Below are 16,623 nucleotides of genomic sequence, written 5' to 3'. Positions count from 1 at the left end.
AATGCACGTGCGCTGTCGTGTGGCGCACCACTGTAATTAAGGAACTATCATGCCAATTATTACTCTTCCTGATGGAAGCGAACGTCAATTTGATAAACCTGTAACAATACTTGAAATTGCACAAAGTATTGGTTCCGGCCTTGCAAAAGCTTGCATTGCTGGTCGAGTTAACGGCGAAAGAAAAGATGCTTGTGATCTCATTGAACACAATGCTAATGTTGCAATCATTACAGCCAAAGATGATGATGGGCTTGAAATTATTCGCCATTCATGCGCCCATTTACTTGGTCATGCAATTAAACAACTTTGGCCTAATACTAAAATGGCAATTGGCCCGACCATCGACAATGGTTTTTATTATGATGTCGACTTAGATCATACGCTAACTCAAGACGATTTAGATACGTTAGAAAAACGCATGTTAGAATTAGCTAAAAAGAATTATGATGTAGTTAAAGAAGTCGTGAGCTGGCAGAAAGCTTACGATGTTTTTAGTGAAAGATCTGAACCATATAAGCTTGCGATTCTTGATGACAATATTGCTAAAGATGCAACCCCTGCGCTATATCACCACGAAGAATATATTGATATGTGCCGAGGGCCACATGTGCCCAATATGCGTTTTTGTCATCATTTGAAATTACAAAAAATTGCTGGTGCGTATTGGCGAGGTGACAGTAATAATAAAATGTTACAACGCATTTACGGCACGGCTTGGGCGGACAAAAAACAACTCGATGCTTACTTGCAATTTTTAGAAGAAGCAGCGAAACGTGATCATCGACGTATTGGTAAACAGCTTGATTTATATCATATGCAAGAAGAAGCGCCAGGAATGGTGTTTTGGCATAATGATGGTTGGACTATCTTTAGAGAACTTGAAGTTTTTGTGCGTGTAAAATTAAAAGAATACCAATATCAAGAAGTGAAAGGTCCATTTATGATGGATCGCGTGTTGTGGGAAAAAACAGGTCATTGGGATAATTATAAAGATTTGATGTTTACCACATCGTCTGAAAACCGTGAGTATTGTATTAAGCCAATGAACTGTCCTGGTCATGTGCAAATTTTCAACCAAGGATTAAAATCTTACCGCGATTTACCACTTAGAATGGCTGAATTTGGTAGTTGTCATCGTAATGAACCGTCTGGTTCATTACATGGGTTAATGCGTGTACGTGGTTTTACTCAAGATGATGCTCATATTTTCTGTACTGAACGTCAGATTCGCCAAGAGGTTAATAGCTGTATTAAAATGGTTTATGACATGTACAGTACATTTGGCTTTAAAGATATCACCGTTAAACTATCTACTCGCCCAGAAAAGCGTATAGGGCGAGAAGAAGTGTGGGATATTGCTGAAAAAGATTTAGCCGAATGTTTAACTGAAAATGGTATCAAATTTGAATACCTACCTGGCGAAGGTGCATTTTATGGGCCTAAAATTGAATTTACATTACATGATTGTCTTGGCAGGGCATGGCAATGCGGAACTGTTCAGCTAGATTTTATGTTGCCTGACCGCCTTGATGCCACTTATATTGGCGAGGATAATGATCGTCATATTCCAGTGATGATACATCGAGCAATTTTAGGTTCGATGGAACGTTTTATTGGTATATTAACAGAAAACTGCGCTGGTTTTTTCCCTACATGGTTAGCGCCTACTCAAGTTGAAGTAATAAATATTACGGATAATCAAGCTGATTATGTTAGGCAGTTGACTGAAAAATTACAAAATGCAGGTATCCGTGCTAAAGCTGATTTACGAAATGAAAAAATTGGTTTTAAAATCCGTGAACACACTTTAAAACGCGTTCCTTACATGTTAGTTTGTGGTGATAAGGAAGTCGAAGCTGGAAAAGTTTCAGTTCGTACTCGTCAAGGTAAAGATCTTGGTAGCTTTGAAGTCGAACATGTTGTAGAATTGTTGCAGAATGAAATTCGTACTCGTTCTTTGAATCAAATCAGCGAATAAGCTGGTTTGTTATTGTTATTTGACTGGAGGATTTAAGTATTAAAGCCGGAAAACGTATTCAACCCACTCGTGCTCATAAAATTAATGATGAAATTACAGCACAAGAAGTCCGATTAACAGGTATTGAAGGTGAGCAACTTGGTGTTGTTAGCCTAAGTGAAGCAATAAAGCAAGCAGATGAAATGTCTCTAGACTTGGTAGAGATAAGTCCAAATGCTGAGCCGCCAGTTTGTCGCATCATGGATTACGGCAAATTTATCTATGAAAAGAGCAAGGCAACAAAAGAACAGAAGAAGAAACAAAAGGTTGTTCAGGTTAAAGAAATAAAATTTCGACCTGGTACAGATGAAGGTGACTATCAGGTAAAACTCCGCAGCCTGATTCGCTTTCTTGAAGATGGTGATAAAGCTAAAGTTACGCTACGATTCCGTGGTCGTGAAATGGCTCACCAACAGTTAGGTGCTGAGATGCTTGAACGCATTAAAGATGACTTAGCTGATTTGGCTGTTGTTGAATCTTATCCAACTAAGATTGAAGGACGCCAAATGATTATGGTGCTTGCACCGAAGAAGAAATAACAAGGTTTTAACAAGTTTATTCGGTATTTATATATTGAATAACACCTTTTATTTTATGTTATTAACAATGCGGATGTGGAAGTATTATTATGCCAAAAATTAAAACTGTACGAGGCGCAGCAAAACGCTTCAAAAAGACAGCTTCTGGTGGATTTAAACACAAGCAAGCGAACAAGAGTCATATCTTAACCAAGAAATCGACTAAGCGTAAACGTCACCTTCGTGGTTTAACCATGATTTCAAAAGGTGATTTAGGTTTAGTCAAAGCGTGTGTTCCATACGCTTAATTAATTTTTTAAGGAGATAGTTATGGCTCGTGTTAAACGTGGTGTTATTGCTCGTGCTCGTCACAAGAAGATTCTAAAACAAGCAAAAGGTTATTATGGTGCACGTTCTCGTGTATATCGTGTTGCATTCCAAGCGGTAATTAAAGCTGGTCAATACGCATACCGCGATCGTCGACAACGTAAACGTCAATTCCGCCAATTATGGATTGTTCGTATCAATGCGGCAGCGCGTCAATGTGGTTTGTCTTATAGTCGTTTTATTAATGGCTTAAAGAAGGCTTCAATTGAAATTGATCGTAAAATTCTAGCTGATATTGCGGTATTTGATAAGAATGCCTTTGCCGCTCTTGTTGAAAAAGCAAAAGCAGCATTATAGTTTTGGTTGAGGTCGAAGCGATTCGACCTCAATTTATCACTAAAATTAAATTATAAAGAGAAAATATTATGTATGCCGTTTTTTTTCGTTTCTTTTTTAGCTTAATAAAATGAGTTCATTTTGAGGTAGAATGAAAACGAAAACGAATTGTAGAAAGAGCCTCATTTAGAGGCTTTTTTTGTATTAAACGTTTGTAAAAAAAATTATTACTATGAAAATGTAACCAAACTAATATAAAGAGGATGCTATGTCTCAGTTAATTGAATTAGTAGACAAAGCCAAATTGGCAATTGAAAGTGCGCAAGATATTAACGCAATTGAGCAAATTCGCGTTGAATATTTAGGTAAGAAAGGGCATTTTACTCTACAAATGGCTTCGTTACGCGATGTTACTGCTGAAGAAAGGCCTGCGGTTGGGCAAAAAATAAATGATGCTAAACAAGCGGTTGTGGTGGCACTGAATAATAAAAAAGAGATAATTGAACAGTCAGCGCTTAACGCTAAATTAGCTAACGAAACAATAGATGTGACGTTACCGGGTAAAACGATGCCAATGGGGGGGTTACACCCTGTAACATTAACGATTAATCGGTTAGTCGATTTTTTTGGTAAGTTAGGTTTTGTGGTTGAAACTGGTCCTGAAATCGAAGATGACTATCACAATTTTGATGCGTTAAATATTCCAGCTCATCATCCAGCGCGGGCAGATCACGATACATTTTGGTTTGATGCTAATCGCTTACTTCGTACGCAGACATCTACAGTTCAAATTCGCACTATGGAGACTCAAAAACCACCGATTCGAATTATCGCGCCAGGTAGAACGTACCGTAATGATTACGATCAAACTCATACGCCAATGTTCCATCAAATGGAAGGACTATTGATTGATAAAAATATTAGTTTTACTCATCTAAAAGGCTTATTACACGATTTTCTTCACTGCTTCTTTGAAGATGATATGGAAATCCGTTTTAGACCTGGTTATTTTCCATTTACAGAGCCATCAGCAGAAGTTGATATAAAAGCTAAAAATGGTAAATGGTTAGAGGTGCTAGGCTGTGGAATGGTTCATCCTAATGTTCTACGTAATGTAGGTATTGATCCCGAAGTCTATAGCGGTTTTGCTTTTGGGATGGGGATGGAGCGTTTAACCATGCTACGTTATGGTGTAACGGACTTGCGTTCATTCTTTGAAAATGATTTACGTTTTTTGAAACAATTTAATTAATCTGAGGGAACCAAACATGAAATTTAGTGAAAGTTGGCTACGTGAATGGGTAAACCCAGATATAAGTAGTGAGCAATTATCAGATCAGCTTACGATGGCTGGACTTGAAGTTGATGATGTTGAGAAAGTGGCAAGTCCTTTTACTGGCGTTGTTGTGGGTAAAGTCGTTGAATGTGTGCAGCATCCAAATGCTGACAAATTACGAGTGGCTAAAGTTGATATAGGGCAAGAAGATCTATTAAATATCGTTTGCGGGGCGCCTAATTGTCGAGAAGGCTTAGTGGTTGCATGTGCAAAAATTGGTGCAATATTACCCGGTGATTTTCATATTAAGGCAGCGAAACTGCGTGGTGAGCCATCCGAAGGGATGTTATGTTCGTACACAGAATTGGGTATTAGTGATGACCATGATGGTATTATTGAGCTGCCAAATGATGCGCCATTGGGGCAAGATATCCGTCAATATTTGCAATTAGATGATCATACTATCGAAGTTAGCGTTACGCCAAACCGTGCGGACTGTTTTGGTATTATTGGGATAGCCCGTGATATTTCCGCGGTTAATAATCTAGCTTTAATTGAACCAGAATTTCCAAATCCAGCTATTAGTATTGATGATAAAATTAATATTAACGTTATTGAACCGAAAGCCGCACCATGTTATTTAGGCCGAGTTATTCGAGGTATAGATGTTCTAGCACCAACACCGTTATGGATAAAAGAAAAGCTACGCCGTAGTGGGATTCGTTCAATCGATGTTGTTGTTGATATAACTAATTATGTTTTAATCGAGCTTGGCCATCCGATGCATGCTTTTGATCTGCAAAAAATTGATGGTGGAATTACTATTCGCTATGCTCATCCACAAGAAAAATTAGTGTTATTAGATGGTAATGAAATTGAGATAAATGCAGATACTTTAGTGATTGCTGATGATAAAAAAGCATTAGCATTAGCGGGTATTTTTGGTGGTAAAGATTCTGGCGTCTCAACTGAAACGAAAGATATTTTGTTAGAGGCCGCATTTTTCTCTCCGCTTGCGATTGCGGGCAAAGCAAGGGAATATGGTTTACATACAGAAGCATCACACCGATACGAAAGAGGTGTTGATCCAGCGTTACAGCATAAAGCGATGGAACGTGCGACAGCGTTATTGTTAAGCATTTGTGGTGGGTTTGCAGGACCAATTATTGATGTTACTCAGCCAAGTGAAATGCCTAAACAGGCTATGATTTTATTACGGCGGGAAAAAATTGATAGCTTAATTGGTTATCATATTGATTCTCAGCGTATTACCGATATTTTGGTTAGACTAGGCTGTGAAGTGTTTGAAGAAAAAAATACTTGGCAAGTTAAAGCGCCTAGCTGGCGGTTCGATATTCAGATTGAAGAAGATCTTATTGAAGAAGTTGCACGTATTTACGGCTATAACAATATCCCGAATCAACACATTAATGTTGAATTAGTTATGAAGCCTAACTCTGAAACACATATTTTAGACAAAAATTTTAAAGATCTATTAGTTAATAGAGGCTATCAAGAAGCTGTAACCTATAGCTTTGTGGATCCCAAAATTCAAGCTTTATTACATCCAAAGCAACAAGCAATTATTTTACCTAATCCCATTTCAAGCGAAATGTCAGCTATGCGTTTATCATTATGGTCAGGACTACTAGACGCAGTTATTTATAATCAAAATAGACAACAGCAACGTATTCGTTTATTTGAAACTGGATTGAGGTTTATACCAGATGTTAAAAGTGAATATGGCGTTAAGCAGCAATTCGTCCTTTCTGGTGTCATAACTGGTAGTGTTTATGATGAGCACTGGGCAATTAAAAAGCAATCAGTTGACTTTTTTGATTTAAAAGGTGACGTGGAAGCGATTTTAGCTATATCTGGTATTAATGAGCATGCTGAATTTAAGGCGTCAGATAATCCAGCGTTGCACCCAGGACAAAGTGCATCAATCTATATTAAAAATCAGTTAGCTGGTTATTTGGGTGTTTTACACCCAGAGATCGAAAAGAAATTAAGTTTAAATAGCAAAGCGCTTGTTTTTGAACTAATTTTAGATAAAATTAACACTAAGAAAATTGCTGTTGCTCAAGATATTTCAAAGTACCCAGCAAATCGTCGCGACATAGCGATTATTGTTGATAGTAATATTTGTGCAGCAGATATTCTTAGTACCTGTAGAAATACAGGTGGTGAACAGTTAGTAGATGTAAATTTATTTGACATATATCAAGGTGATAACATAAAAGAAGGACAAAAGAGTTTAGCTATCAGTTTGATATTACAAGATAAAAAACGTACACTAGCAGATGAAGACATAAATCATATTGTAAACCAGTGTATTGCTGCTTTACAAAACCGTTTTAAAGCATTATTAAGAGAATAATAATTATGACATTAACTAAAGCTGATATTGCAGAGCGTCTAACCGACAAACTTAATATAGATAGACAAGAATCAAAAGTTCTTGTAGAACTTTTTTTTGAAGAAATTCGAGTCGCCCTAGAAAAAGGTGAAACAGTAAAATTATCAGGTTTTGGCAATTTTACTATTCGAGATAAAAGTTCTCGACCTGGGAGAAATCCTAAAACAGGTGAGAATGTTGATATTACTGCTCGCAGAGTAGTAACATTCAGACCTGGTATTAAGTTTAGAGAACGTATCGAAAAAAATTTAAGATCTAATTAAATTTTTAATTTCATTGTTCAAAGCACTAGTATTTACTAGTGCTTTTTTATCTGTTATTTAAAATTTTCCATATAAACTAAGAAAAAATAAATAATCAATAATCAATAATCAAGTGAATTAAACCTTATTAGATAATGATTATTTGGCTATATTAGAAAAATGGTTATACCAGCTATAATATCCAGATAATTGCTGCATAAATATTTGTAGTATAAAAACAATAAATAGTATTGTTATTTATGGGTTCCCTAACCCCATTTAGATTAAAAAGGAATAGTTATGTTTTCATTTACGCTAAAACAACAGCGAAATTCGTTATATCAATTAGCTTTTTTTCATATACTAATTATTGCTGTAAGCAATTATTTAGTGCAAATTCCACTTTCAATTATTGGTTTTCATTCAACATGGGGAGCGTTTACTTTTCCATTTATTTTTTTAACGACAGATTTGACAATCAAAATCTTTGGCGCCAATTTGGCAAGAAAAATTATTTTCGTAGTTATGATACCTGCGTTATTGCTTTCTTATATAATATCTGTTCTCTTTTTTGATGGATCCTGGACAGGGTTAGATTCTCTTAATCATTTTAATTTACTCATTTTTAGAATTGCTCTAGCTAGTTTTTCAGCCTACTTGGTGGGACAACTAATCGATATTACTGTTTTTGATTATTTAAGAAAAAACAGTAAATGGTGGGTGGCTCCATCAGTTGCAGCTATTGTGGGTAATATGATTGATACTTTTATATTTTTTAGTATCGCTTTTTATCGAAGTGAGGATGTTTTCATGTCTACAAACTGGATTGAAATAGCAATAATCGATTATTGTTTTAAACTGTTAATATGTGGATTATTTTTTCTGCCTTTATATGGCGTATTACTGAATATTTTGTTAAATAATTTATTAAAAAACAGCAATTAATAAAAAATGGCGCTAAATACGCCAAATTCTATTAGTTATTGAAACGTAAAGAGACTAACTCATACCATACTGTTTTAGTTTTTTACGTAATGTTCCACGGTTAATACCAAGCATATTTGATGCTCTAGTTTGGTTACCTCGTGTATACTGCATTACCATATCAAGAAATGGTTGCTCAACTTCAGCTAAAACAAGTTCATAAAGATCGCTAGGATCTTGGCCATTTAGCTGTGATAAATAATTTCTTAATGCTTGCTTGACTGAATCTCTCAACGGTTTTTGAGTGATTTGTTCTTGAGAATTTACCGTTGTAAATTTTAAAGCTTCAGCTGTAACACGAATGTCTGACATAGTATTTTTAACTCTTAACTGTAATTGTACCAAAAAATGCTTCTAGTGCTTCAATCTGCTCAGCGGCATCATTAATCACACTAAATAAGCGCCTAAAATGACCGCTATTAATATAATTTTGGATGTACCAAAATATATGCTTCCTAGCAATCAGCAATCCTTTTTTTTCTCCATAGAATTGATGAATGGATTTGATATGTTGCAAAACAATTTGTTTTACTTCATCAATACTTTTTTCAGGTTTCAATTTTTCATTCTCTAAATAAAACCCGATATCCTCAAAAATCCATGGTTTTCCTTGAGCGGCTCGACCAATCATTACTGCATCGGCTTTAGTATATTTTAAAACTTCTTTAGCCTTTTCAGGGCCTGTTACATCACCATTAGCTATAACAGGTATAGTAATATTTTTTTTAACTTCTTTTATTGAATCATATTCAGCCAAACCGCTAAATAAACATTCTCGAGTTCGGCCATGAATAGTAATCGCTTTTATACCACATTTTTGCGCGATTTGTGCGATTTCTATACAATTTTTGTGAGCTTTATCCCATCCAGTACGAATTTTTAACGTCACAGGAATGCTAACAGCTTGTACCACATTAAGTAAAATTTGTTCAACTAATTCGGGAGATTGCAATAATGCGGATCCCGCTAGTTTCTTGTTTACTTTCTTTGCTGGGCATCCCATGTTTATATCAATTAACTCGGCACCATGCATTGCATTGAACTCTGCTGTTTTAGCCATTTCATCAGGATCGCTCCCCACAATTTGAACAGCTCTAATGCCGTGCTCATTTTTACTAGCCATTTTTTGCAATGATTGTTCTGTATGCCATATCTGTTCATTAGCTAAAAACATTTCCGAAAATGCAAGACTGGCACCAAATTGATAGCACAATGAGCGAAATGGTAGATCAGAAACCCCAGCCATCGGTGCTGCAATTAAACGATTTGTAATCTTCAAATGACCAATATTAAATGATTCAGATAACACACACACATCCTTCTACAAGGGCATGTATATTACGCATTTTTTCTCTAGCTGAAAAGAGGAAAAGGGAAAAAATATTGTAATATCACTTTGGATTAGTTAGATGAATAAAAATTTTGTTAATAATCAACTAAATATATGTTAAAAATTCCAATTTAAGCGGTACCAAGTAAGCTCTTTATTCTAGTTAACTTTATCAAAATCGGCATAAAACATTATGAATTGAATTTATTTCCAATCTGTTTTAGAGCAATTTTTGATATATAATTTTTTGATAAAGCCAATCAACTTATTTATCTTTTTTTGCAACTAAAATAATTGTTTTTTACCATTATTATGAAATTTATTATTTTTGACATATAATTATCATTACAAATTAATCCGTCCTTAAATGAGAATGTTAAGAACATGATGCAAAAATGTAATGGTAGTCACAACAATGTCTAAATCGATTCCAATTATTGCAGTTGACGGCCCAAGTGGAGTAGGTAAAGGGACATTATGTGTGTCGCTCGCTAAATATTTAAAATGGCACTTATTAGACTCAGGTGCTATTTATCGTGTATTGGCGTTATCAGCACTAAATAATCATATCCCATTAGATAATGAACCATTACTAGTTGAACATGCCCTAAGCTTACCACTTGAATTTAAAACAGATAACATGGATGCAGATGTTTTGTTAAGTGGTACGGATGTTTCTAACATTATCCGTACTCAAGATATTGGCGAAGCTGCATCAAAAGTTGCTGCTTTGCCTCAGGTTAGAGAGGCATTACTGCAGCGACAACATAATTTTAGAACTAATCCAGGTTTAGTTGCCGATGGGCGAGACATGGGAACAGTAGTGTTTACCGACGCACCAGTTAAGATCTTTCTTGATGCTAGCCCACAGGCCAGAGCGGAAAGAAGGATGAAGCAGTTGCAAGAAAAGGGAATTTATGTTAAATTCGGCGAAATTTTGCAAGAAATTATTGATCGAGACGATCGCGATCGTAATCGGGCTGTTGCGCCTCTTAGAGCTGCTTCGGATGCACTAGTTATTGACTCTACTTCTTTAACAATAGAAGAAGTCTTTGATCAGGTATTAACTTTCGCAAGAAGTAAAATTATTTTTTAAGCTTTGCTATAGGATGTAGTGGAGTATTTTAAACAACCCCCGTTAGGCATGATGCTAGATGGACGTTAATCTTAATTAAAGTAAATAAATATGACTGAATCTTTTGCTCAACTCTTTGAAGAGTCTTTAAATCAACTTGATACTCGTTCTGGTAATATGATCCGTGGTGTGGTCGTTTCTATCGATAAAGACGTTGTACTCGTTGATGCTGGTTTAAAATCTGAATCAGCAATCCCAGTAGAGCAGTTTAAAAATGCACAAGGCGAGTTAGAAGTTAAAGTTGGCGATGAAGTTGATGTTGTCCTTGATTCTATCGAAGATGGCTTTGGTGAAACAATTCTATCTCGTGAAAAAGCAAAACGTCATGAAGCATGGCTTACATTAGAAAAAGCTGTTGAAGATGCGGCAACTGTGCTAGGAATTATCAATGGTAAAGTAAAAGGCGGCTTTACAGTGGATCTTAACGGTGTTCGCGCTTTCCTTCCAGGTTCACTTGTTGATGTCCGTCCGTTACGTGATACATCTCACATTGAAAACAGAGAAATCGAACTTAAAGTTATTAAACTAGATCAGAAACGCAATAACGTTGTTGTTTCTCGCCGTGCGGTAATCGAATCAGAAAATAGTGCTGAACGTGAACAGCTTCTTGAAAATTTACAAGAAGGTTCTGAAGTTAAAGGTGTTATTAAGAACCTTACTGATTATGGTGCCTTTGTTGATCTCGGTGGTGTTGATGGTTTACTGCATATCACTGATATGGCTTGGAAACGTGTTAAACATCCAAGTGAAGTGGTCGATGTTGGACAAGAGATTTTAGTTAAAGTATTAAAATTTGATCGAGATCGTTCACGTGTGTCTCTTGGCTTAAAACAATTAGGTGAAGATCCTTGGGTCTCAATTGCTAAACGTTACCCAGAAGGTACAAAAGTTACTGGTAAAGTAACGAATCTTACTGATTATGGTTGCTTTGTTGAAATTGAAACGGGTGTCGAAGGTTTAGTGCACGTTTCTGAAATGGATTGGACTAATAAGAATATTCATCCTTCTAAAGTCGTTAGCCTTGGTGATGTTGTTGAAGTTGTTGTACTTGAAATTGATGAAGAACGTCGTCGTATTTCATTAGGTCTTAAACAATGCAAAGCAAACCCTTGGTTGCAATTTGCTGAATCATACAATAAAAATGATAAAGTTAGTGGTAAAATCAAATCTATCACTGATTTCGGTATCTTTATTGGTTTAGATGGTGGAATTGATGGTTTAGTTCATCTTTCTGATATCTCTTGGAATGTTTCAGGTGAAGAAGCGGTAAAAGCATACAAGAAAGGCGATGATATCGAAGCGGTTGTATTACAAGTTGATGCAGAGCGCGAACGTATTTCTTTAGGTATTAAACAACTTGAAGAAGATCCATTTAATAGTTTTGCCGGCAACTATAAAAAAGGTATGATTATTAAAGGTAAAGTAACTTCAGTAGATGCTAAAGGTGCAACTATTGAAATTGCTGACGGTGTCGACGGTTATTTGAAAGCTCAAGACATTGCTCGCGAACGTATTGAAGATGCAACAACAGTATTAAGTGTTGGCGACGAAGTTGAAGCGAAAATTGTTAATATTGATCGTAAAACTCGTGCAATTTCTTTATCTGTAAAAGCAAAAGATGAAGCTGATGAAAAAGAGGCTTTAGCTGCAGTAAATAATAACACACCAGCACAAGATGATTCGTCATTCTCTAATGCAATGGCTGAAGCATTTAAAGCTGCATCTAAGTCGGAGTAATCTTTTAGTAAGATAACACTACTTATTGCATTGAAAAATAAAGAGGGCTAGCCCTCTTTTACTTTTAAAATAAATAGAATATTATTATCATAATGATTAGCTTTACTAAATTACATAACAAGAAAAAAAGGAGCACTCATGAATAGATCCGATCTAACTGAAAAAATAGCGAATTGGAGAACACATCTACCAGTTCAACTAGTTGATGAAGTAGTACGAGATATCATTGAACAAATAACTTTCTCCATGGAAAAAAATGATCGCGTCGAGATTCGAGGTTTTGGCAGTTTTGCATTGAACTATAGAGCGCCGCGTAAAGCGAGAAATCCACGGACTGGTGGGCAAGTTGAGGTCAAACAAAAATATATTCCTCATTTTAAACCAGGAAAAGAGTTAAGAGAACGTGTTAATAGCGATAATTAAGTAACGTTTTGCTCATAATTTAAAAATAAGTACTTATTTTAAATAAGTACTTATTTTTCAAATGATAAGTTCACTTTTTTTACTAAATTATAAAATTCTATAATTTGGTTATTCAATCTAGATACATTCCTTATATCAAATTATACTAATTAATTACTTATTTTTATGATTAGATTTTGCCAAACTAGCCTTTTAATGCTAAAAGGTTGTGCTTATTATATTAACCATTAGAATCATGTGGTTGATGGACATAAAGTAACTAAAATATTTTTAATATTTGCAAAATCATAACTCTAGCTCTAAATACTTCCTTATTCAGCAGCCTGATTCAAGCTATTATGCAATTAGTGGATTAGAAAAAAGTTGAGATTAGTCTATTTTAGACAAGGGTGAAGTTTTGAATTAACGAAGGAAGGCGAGCACTTTGTTAAAGCGCTAGACGGTATGTGTCGTGATGCTCTTACTTTTGTTCATGCACTAAGCGTTATCCATGTACAAAATATCATCTAATTATTTGCGGCAGCGCTTCAGGAGCAAAATACTTTTTCCCACTTTATTAATAATTGAGTGGTTAAATAGATGTTGAATTATACTCGCTTGGCGAATCAAGTGTAATATTAACTAGCGCTATTAATTGAGTAACTATGAAAATGCAATGAAAGCAACCGTTTCCATTAATTATATGGATTGAGAAAATGACGGAGTAGTGTGGCTACCTAAGCTAATGAATCGTTAATGTACATTAATAAAATCGCCCCAAACTACCTAGTACACAAAAATTTATCGATCCATAATACAGTATTGTAATGATAGTTTTTTTAATATATAAAATGATGATATTTGTTATTTTATACTTTATGTTTTAATAAAAGGATATTTTGTATGAGTCAATTCAAGCCGTATAGTATTTATGGGATTATTGGTTATCCATTAGGTCAAACACTTAGCCCACTCATTCATACTACTTCTTTTAATGAACAAAATATTCCTGCTATATTAGTTGCGTGGCCAACACCTGTAGAAGAAGTCGAAAATTTTATTAAATCAGTAAGACTACTTAATATCAGAGGCTGTTGTGTCACAATTCCCCACAAGCAAGCGGTGATTCCTTTTCTTGACGAAGTAACCGAACGAGTAAAAAAAATTGGAGCCGTCAACTTAATTTATTGGAATGGCGAAAAATTGTGTGGAGATAATACTGATGTAAAAGGTTTTATTGCACCGCTAGAGAAAGATCCTTTACCTAAAGAGTACCAAAAAGTATTATTACTTGGTGCTGGCGGATCGGCAAGGGCTGCTATTGTTGGTTTACAATCTCTTGGTTATACCGATATCACTATAACCGACGCAGTTGGGAATTCATCCAAAATATTAGCAGAGAGATTCAATTTAAAAGCCGTTAATTGGAATGAGCGAGGCCATACTGGTGCTCAAATAATTATTAACTCGACGCCATTGGGTATGCTGGGTAAATTTGAAAATGAAACACCATATAATGCAGAGTGGTTTAAAGGCAAAGGAGTGGCCTATGATATTGTATATACACCTTATTATACTAAATTTCGTTTAGAAGCTGAAAAAGCTGGATGGGCCTCTATTTCTGGTCGAGAGATGTTTATTGGTCAGGCAAATGAGCAGTATAAAATTTGGACAGGTAATAATTTATCAGATAAAGCTAAACAAGCTGTTATTAGCGCATTAGCCAGTAAATGATTTGCTTGTAACAAGTTGAATAAAATTAGTTAGCTAATTAGGGTAGCTCACTTAATCTTAAAAATAGACTTTTATCAATTATGCAATCAATTGCTTTAGTTTGGATTTTTATAAAAGATATTTAATAATGTGTTATTTATTAGCTTGTAACAATATGTTTACATTGATTTTTATTGATAAATAATATTATTTTTTAAATTAGAATTATGTGTAAATATTAGTTGCAAATCTACTTTTTATACATAATATGATAGCACTATTTTGTTAACTTTCTGAGACATCAATCATGAATAAAACTATTTATTTAGTTGGCGCAAGAGCTGCTGGTAAAACAACAATAGGAAAGCTGCTTGCAGAAAAATTGAATTATTCTTTTATTGATACTGATGTTTATTTACTAGAATCGACTAAGTGTACAATAGCTGAAATCGTAGAAAAAGAAGGCTGGGAAGGCTTTAGGGTAAGAGAAAGCCAAGCACTTAAAGATGTAACAGCCCCTTGTCGAGTGGTTGCAACAGGAGGGGGAATGGTATTATCAGATCATAACCGTGCATTTATGCAGCAAAGAGGAATTGTATTTTTCCTTTCCGCTCCGGCTCAACTATTGGCCTCTCGATTAATAGCAGATCCAAATGTTGCGCAACGTCCATCATTGACGGGTTTATCAATTGTTGATGAGATGGAGAGGATCTTATCTGAACGTCATCATTTGTATATGGATTGTGCAACTCATATAATTAGTGTTGATTGTGAAGAAATAAATATCTTAAGCCAGATGCTTGATGCATTGAATATTAATTAGTTACTAACATAATCTTCAATAGTTTTTATTAAATTAGTTGGGCTTCCCATTGAATCACGTTAACTATCCCATTTTTTAGCAAAGTGACTTTGACAATTCCTTCATTATTGAAAAATAATGTATCCACGTTAAAATTATCCCAGTAAATTTTCAACTTTAATTTATTATGGTGTGTGTCGGTCGGTCAATGGTTGAAGCGATTTTACTGTTGCTAGTTCAGTTTATACTAACCGTATAATTCAAATTATGACTTTATTTAGAATTGTATTAAGTTTGATTTGTTAATAGAAAAAATAACTAATTTTATTTGGATAAAATGATATTGCAGATAATAATAGGATCAAAAATTTGGTGATTAAATAGCGATGATTACAGTTAAAGGTTTAGATATTGGCGTTGGTACACCTAAAATTATTGTACCTGTAATAAGTAAAACAGAACAAGAGTTAATTGATGAAGTTAGCTTATTAAAAAATATTGATTTTGATATATTAGAATGGCGAGTCGATCATTTTCAAGAGGTAAACGATATTGATAAAGTCAAACTCGCAGCAAGTAAAGTTAGTCAAATAATTGGGCATAAGCCTATATTATTTACTTTTCGAACCGCTAATGAAGGCGGGGTTTACCCTGCATCAATTGAGTTTTATCTTAATCTTAATCAACAAATGATCACCAGTGGCTTTATCGATTTTGTTGATATAGAAGTGTTTACTGGAGATGACTATGTACGCGACATTATTACTCATGCACATCAAAATAATGTACTCGTCATCGCCTCAAATCATGATTTTGATAAGACACCAAATAAAAACGAGATTATTTATCGTTTACGCAAAATGCAAAATTTAGGCGCTGACATCATTAAGATAGCTGTAATGCCGCGTTCAGCGGATGATGTACTTACCTTATTATCAGCGACGACTGAAATGAAAGAAAAATATACGAAAAAGCCACTCATTACCATGTCTATGGCAGGAATGGGGACCGTTAGTCGAGTATCGGGCGAAATATTTGGTTCTGATTTGACATTTGGTACGGTAAAACATGCGTCAGCACCAGGCCAGTTAGATGTTAAAGAGTTAAGGTACATATTAAATATACTACATCGAAGTATATCTTAATTGTTTTACTCTGCTCCTGGCTAAAAAAAAAAGAAAATTAATTAATAGAATAAAAATGTTGTCGATATTATTTCACTCACTTAATCAACCGGCTGAACAAATACGCATAAGTGCTGAATCGTTAATATTAGTAATTTAATAAATTTTACTATTTTATAGGACATTTCATTCGGTAACCTAAATTACTTGTTTTTGACGCCAATATTTTAATACCAACAGGTTGCTTGCACTATATTTTGC

Annotated in this window: 16 protein-coding genes; 14 read left to right on the top strand and 2 right to left on the bottom strand. The window is 34.9% G+C overall.

What is annotated here, in order from left to right; genetic code table 11:
* Positions 1–49 precede the first annotated feature (49 nt).
* From thrS to RHO12_04665, 8 genes are all read left to right on the top strand, one after another.
* On the top strand, positions 50–1,978 hold the full coding sequence (thrS, locus tag RHO12_04700; protein WVD67080.1) for a threonine--tRNA ligase: 1,929 nt from the start codon (positions 50–52) through the stop codon (positions 1,976–1,978).
* A gap of 56 nt (positions 1,979–2,034) precedes the next feature.
* Entirely contained in the window at positions 2,035–2,556 is a 522-nt protein-coding gene (infC, locus tag RHO12_04695) for a translation initiation factor IF-3 (GenBank protein WVD67380.1), read from the top strand.
* Between the two features lie 89 nt (positions 2,557–2,645).
* Positions 2,646–2,843: a 50S ribosomal protein L35 gene (gene rpmI, locus RHO12_04690; GenBank protein WVD67079.1), complete on the top strand. Its 198-nt coding sequence runs from the start codon at positions 2,646–2,648 to the stop codon at positions 2,841–2,843.
* Between the two features lie 22 nt (positions 2,844–2,865).
* Complete coding sequence (gene rplT / locus RHO12_04685; GenBank protein WVD67078.1) at positions 2,866–3,219, top strand: 50S ribosomal protein L20; 354 nt, start codon at positions 2,866–2,868, stop codon at positions 3,217–3,219.
* A gap of 247 nt (positions 3,220–3,466) precedes the next feature.
* Positions 3,467–4,450: a phenylalanine--tRNA ligase subunit alpha gene (pheS, locus tag RHO12_04680; protein ID WVD67077.1), complete on the top strand. Its 984-nt coding sequence runs from the start codon at positions 3,467–3,469 to the stop codon at positions 4,448–4,450.
* A gap of 16 nt (positions 4,451–4,466) precedes the next feature.
* Complete coding sequence (gene pheT / locus RHO12_04675) at positions 4,467–6,854, top strand: phenylalanine--tRNA ligase subunit beta (protein ID WVD67076.1); 2,388 nt, start codon at positions 4,467–4,469, stop codon at positions 6,852–6,854.
* 2 nt (positions 6,855–6,856) lie between these two features.
* Positions 6,857–7,156 (top strand): integration host factor subunit alpha, encoded by a 300-nt coding sequence (locus RHO12_04670; GenBank protein WVD67379.1) that lies wholly within the window; start codon positions 6,857–6,859, stop codon positions 7,154–7,156.
* A gap of 279 nt (positions 7,157–7,435) precedes the next feature.
* Positions 7,436–8,080: a 7-cyano-7-deazaguanine/7-aminomethyl-7-deazaguanine transporter gene (locus RHO12_04665; GenBank protein WVD67075.1), complete on the top strand. Its 645-nt coding sequence runs from the start codon at positions 7,436–7,438 to the stop codon at positions 8,078–8,080.
* Positions 8,081–8,134: 54 nt separating this feature from the next.
* On the opposite strand, the gene fis is transcribed toward RHO12_04665, so the two are convergent.
* Both fis and dusB read right to left on the bottom strand, forming a co-directional pair.
* Positions 8,135–8,431 carry a DNA-binding transcriptional regulator Fis gene (fis, locus tag RHO12_04660; GenBank protein WVD67074.1) on the bottom strand — a complete coding sequence of 99 codons (297 nt, stop codon included), beginning with the start codon at positions 8,429–8,431 and terminating at the stop codon, positions 8,135–8,137.
* 7 nt (positions 8,432–8,438) lie between these two features.
* Positions 8,439–9,428, bottom strand: a complete 990-nt coding sequence (gene dusB, locus RHO12_04655) for a tRNA dihydrouridine synthase DusB (protein ID WVD67073.1) — start codon at positions 9,426–9,428, stop codon at positions 8,439–8,441.
* A 436-nt stretch (positions 9,429–9,864) separates the two neighbouring features.
* Here dusB and cmk point away from each other — a divergent pair, with 436 nt between their 5' ends.
* The 6 genes from cmk (at position 9,865) to aroD (ending at position 16,383) form a co-directional block, all read left to right on the top strand.
* Entirely contained in the window at positions 9,865–10,545 is a 681-nt protein-coding gene (gene cmk / locus RHO12_04650; GenBank protein WVD67072.1) for a (d)CMP kinase, read from the top strand.
* 90 nt (positions 10,546–10,635) lie between these two features.
* The gene (rpsA, locus tag RHO12_04645; protein ID WVD67071.1) at positions 10,636–12,321 is read left to right on the top strand and encodes a 30S ribosomal protein S1; all 1,686 of its coding nucleotides are present in this window, start codon (positions 10,636–10,638) and stop codon (positions 12,319–12,321) included.
* A gap of 138 nt (positions 12,322–12,459) precedes the next feature.
* Positions 12,460–12,744 carry an integration host factor subunit beta gene (locus RHO12_04640; protein ID WVD67070.1) on the top strand — a complete coding sequence of 95 codons (285 nt, stop codon included), beginning with the start codon at positions 12,460–12,462 and terminating at the stop codon, positions 12,742–12,744.
* A gap of 882 nt (positions 12,745–13,626) precedes the next feature.
* Positions 13,627–14,457 (top strand): shikimate dehydrogenase, encoded by an 831-nt coding sequence (locus tag RHO12_04635; GenBank protein WVD67069.1) that lies wholly within the window; start codon positions 13,627–13,629, stop codon positions 14,455–14,457.
* 286 nt (positions 14,458–14,743) lie between these two features.
* Positions 14,744–15,259, top strand: coding sequence for a shikimate kinase AroL (gene aroL / locus RHO12_04630; protein ID WVD67068.1), 516 nt, complete (start codon positions 14,744–14,746; stop codon positions 15,257–15,259).
* 365 nt (positions 15,260–15,624) lie between these two features.
* The gene (aroD, locus tag RHO12_04625) at positions 15,625–16,383 is read left to right on the top strand and encodes a type I 3-dehydroquinate dehydratase (protein WVD67067.1); all 759 of its coding nucleotides are present in this window, start codon (positions 15,625–15,627) and stop codon (positions 16,381–16,383) included.
* Positions 16,384–16,623: the final 240 nt, after the last annotated feature.

The organism is Orbaceae bacterium lpD02 (assembly GCA_036251875.1).
Taxonomy (GTDB): Bacteria; Pseudomonadota; Gammaproteobacteria; order Enterobacterales; family Orbaceae; genus Orbus; species Orbus sturtevantii.
This window is presented reverse-complemented; position numbering and strand designations above follow the sequence as displayed.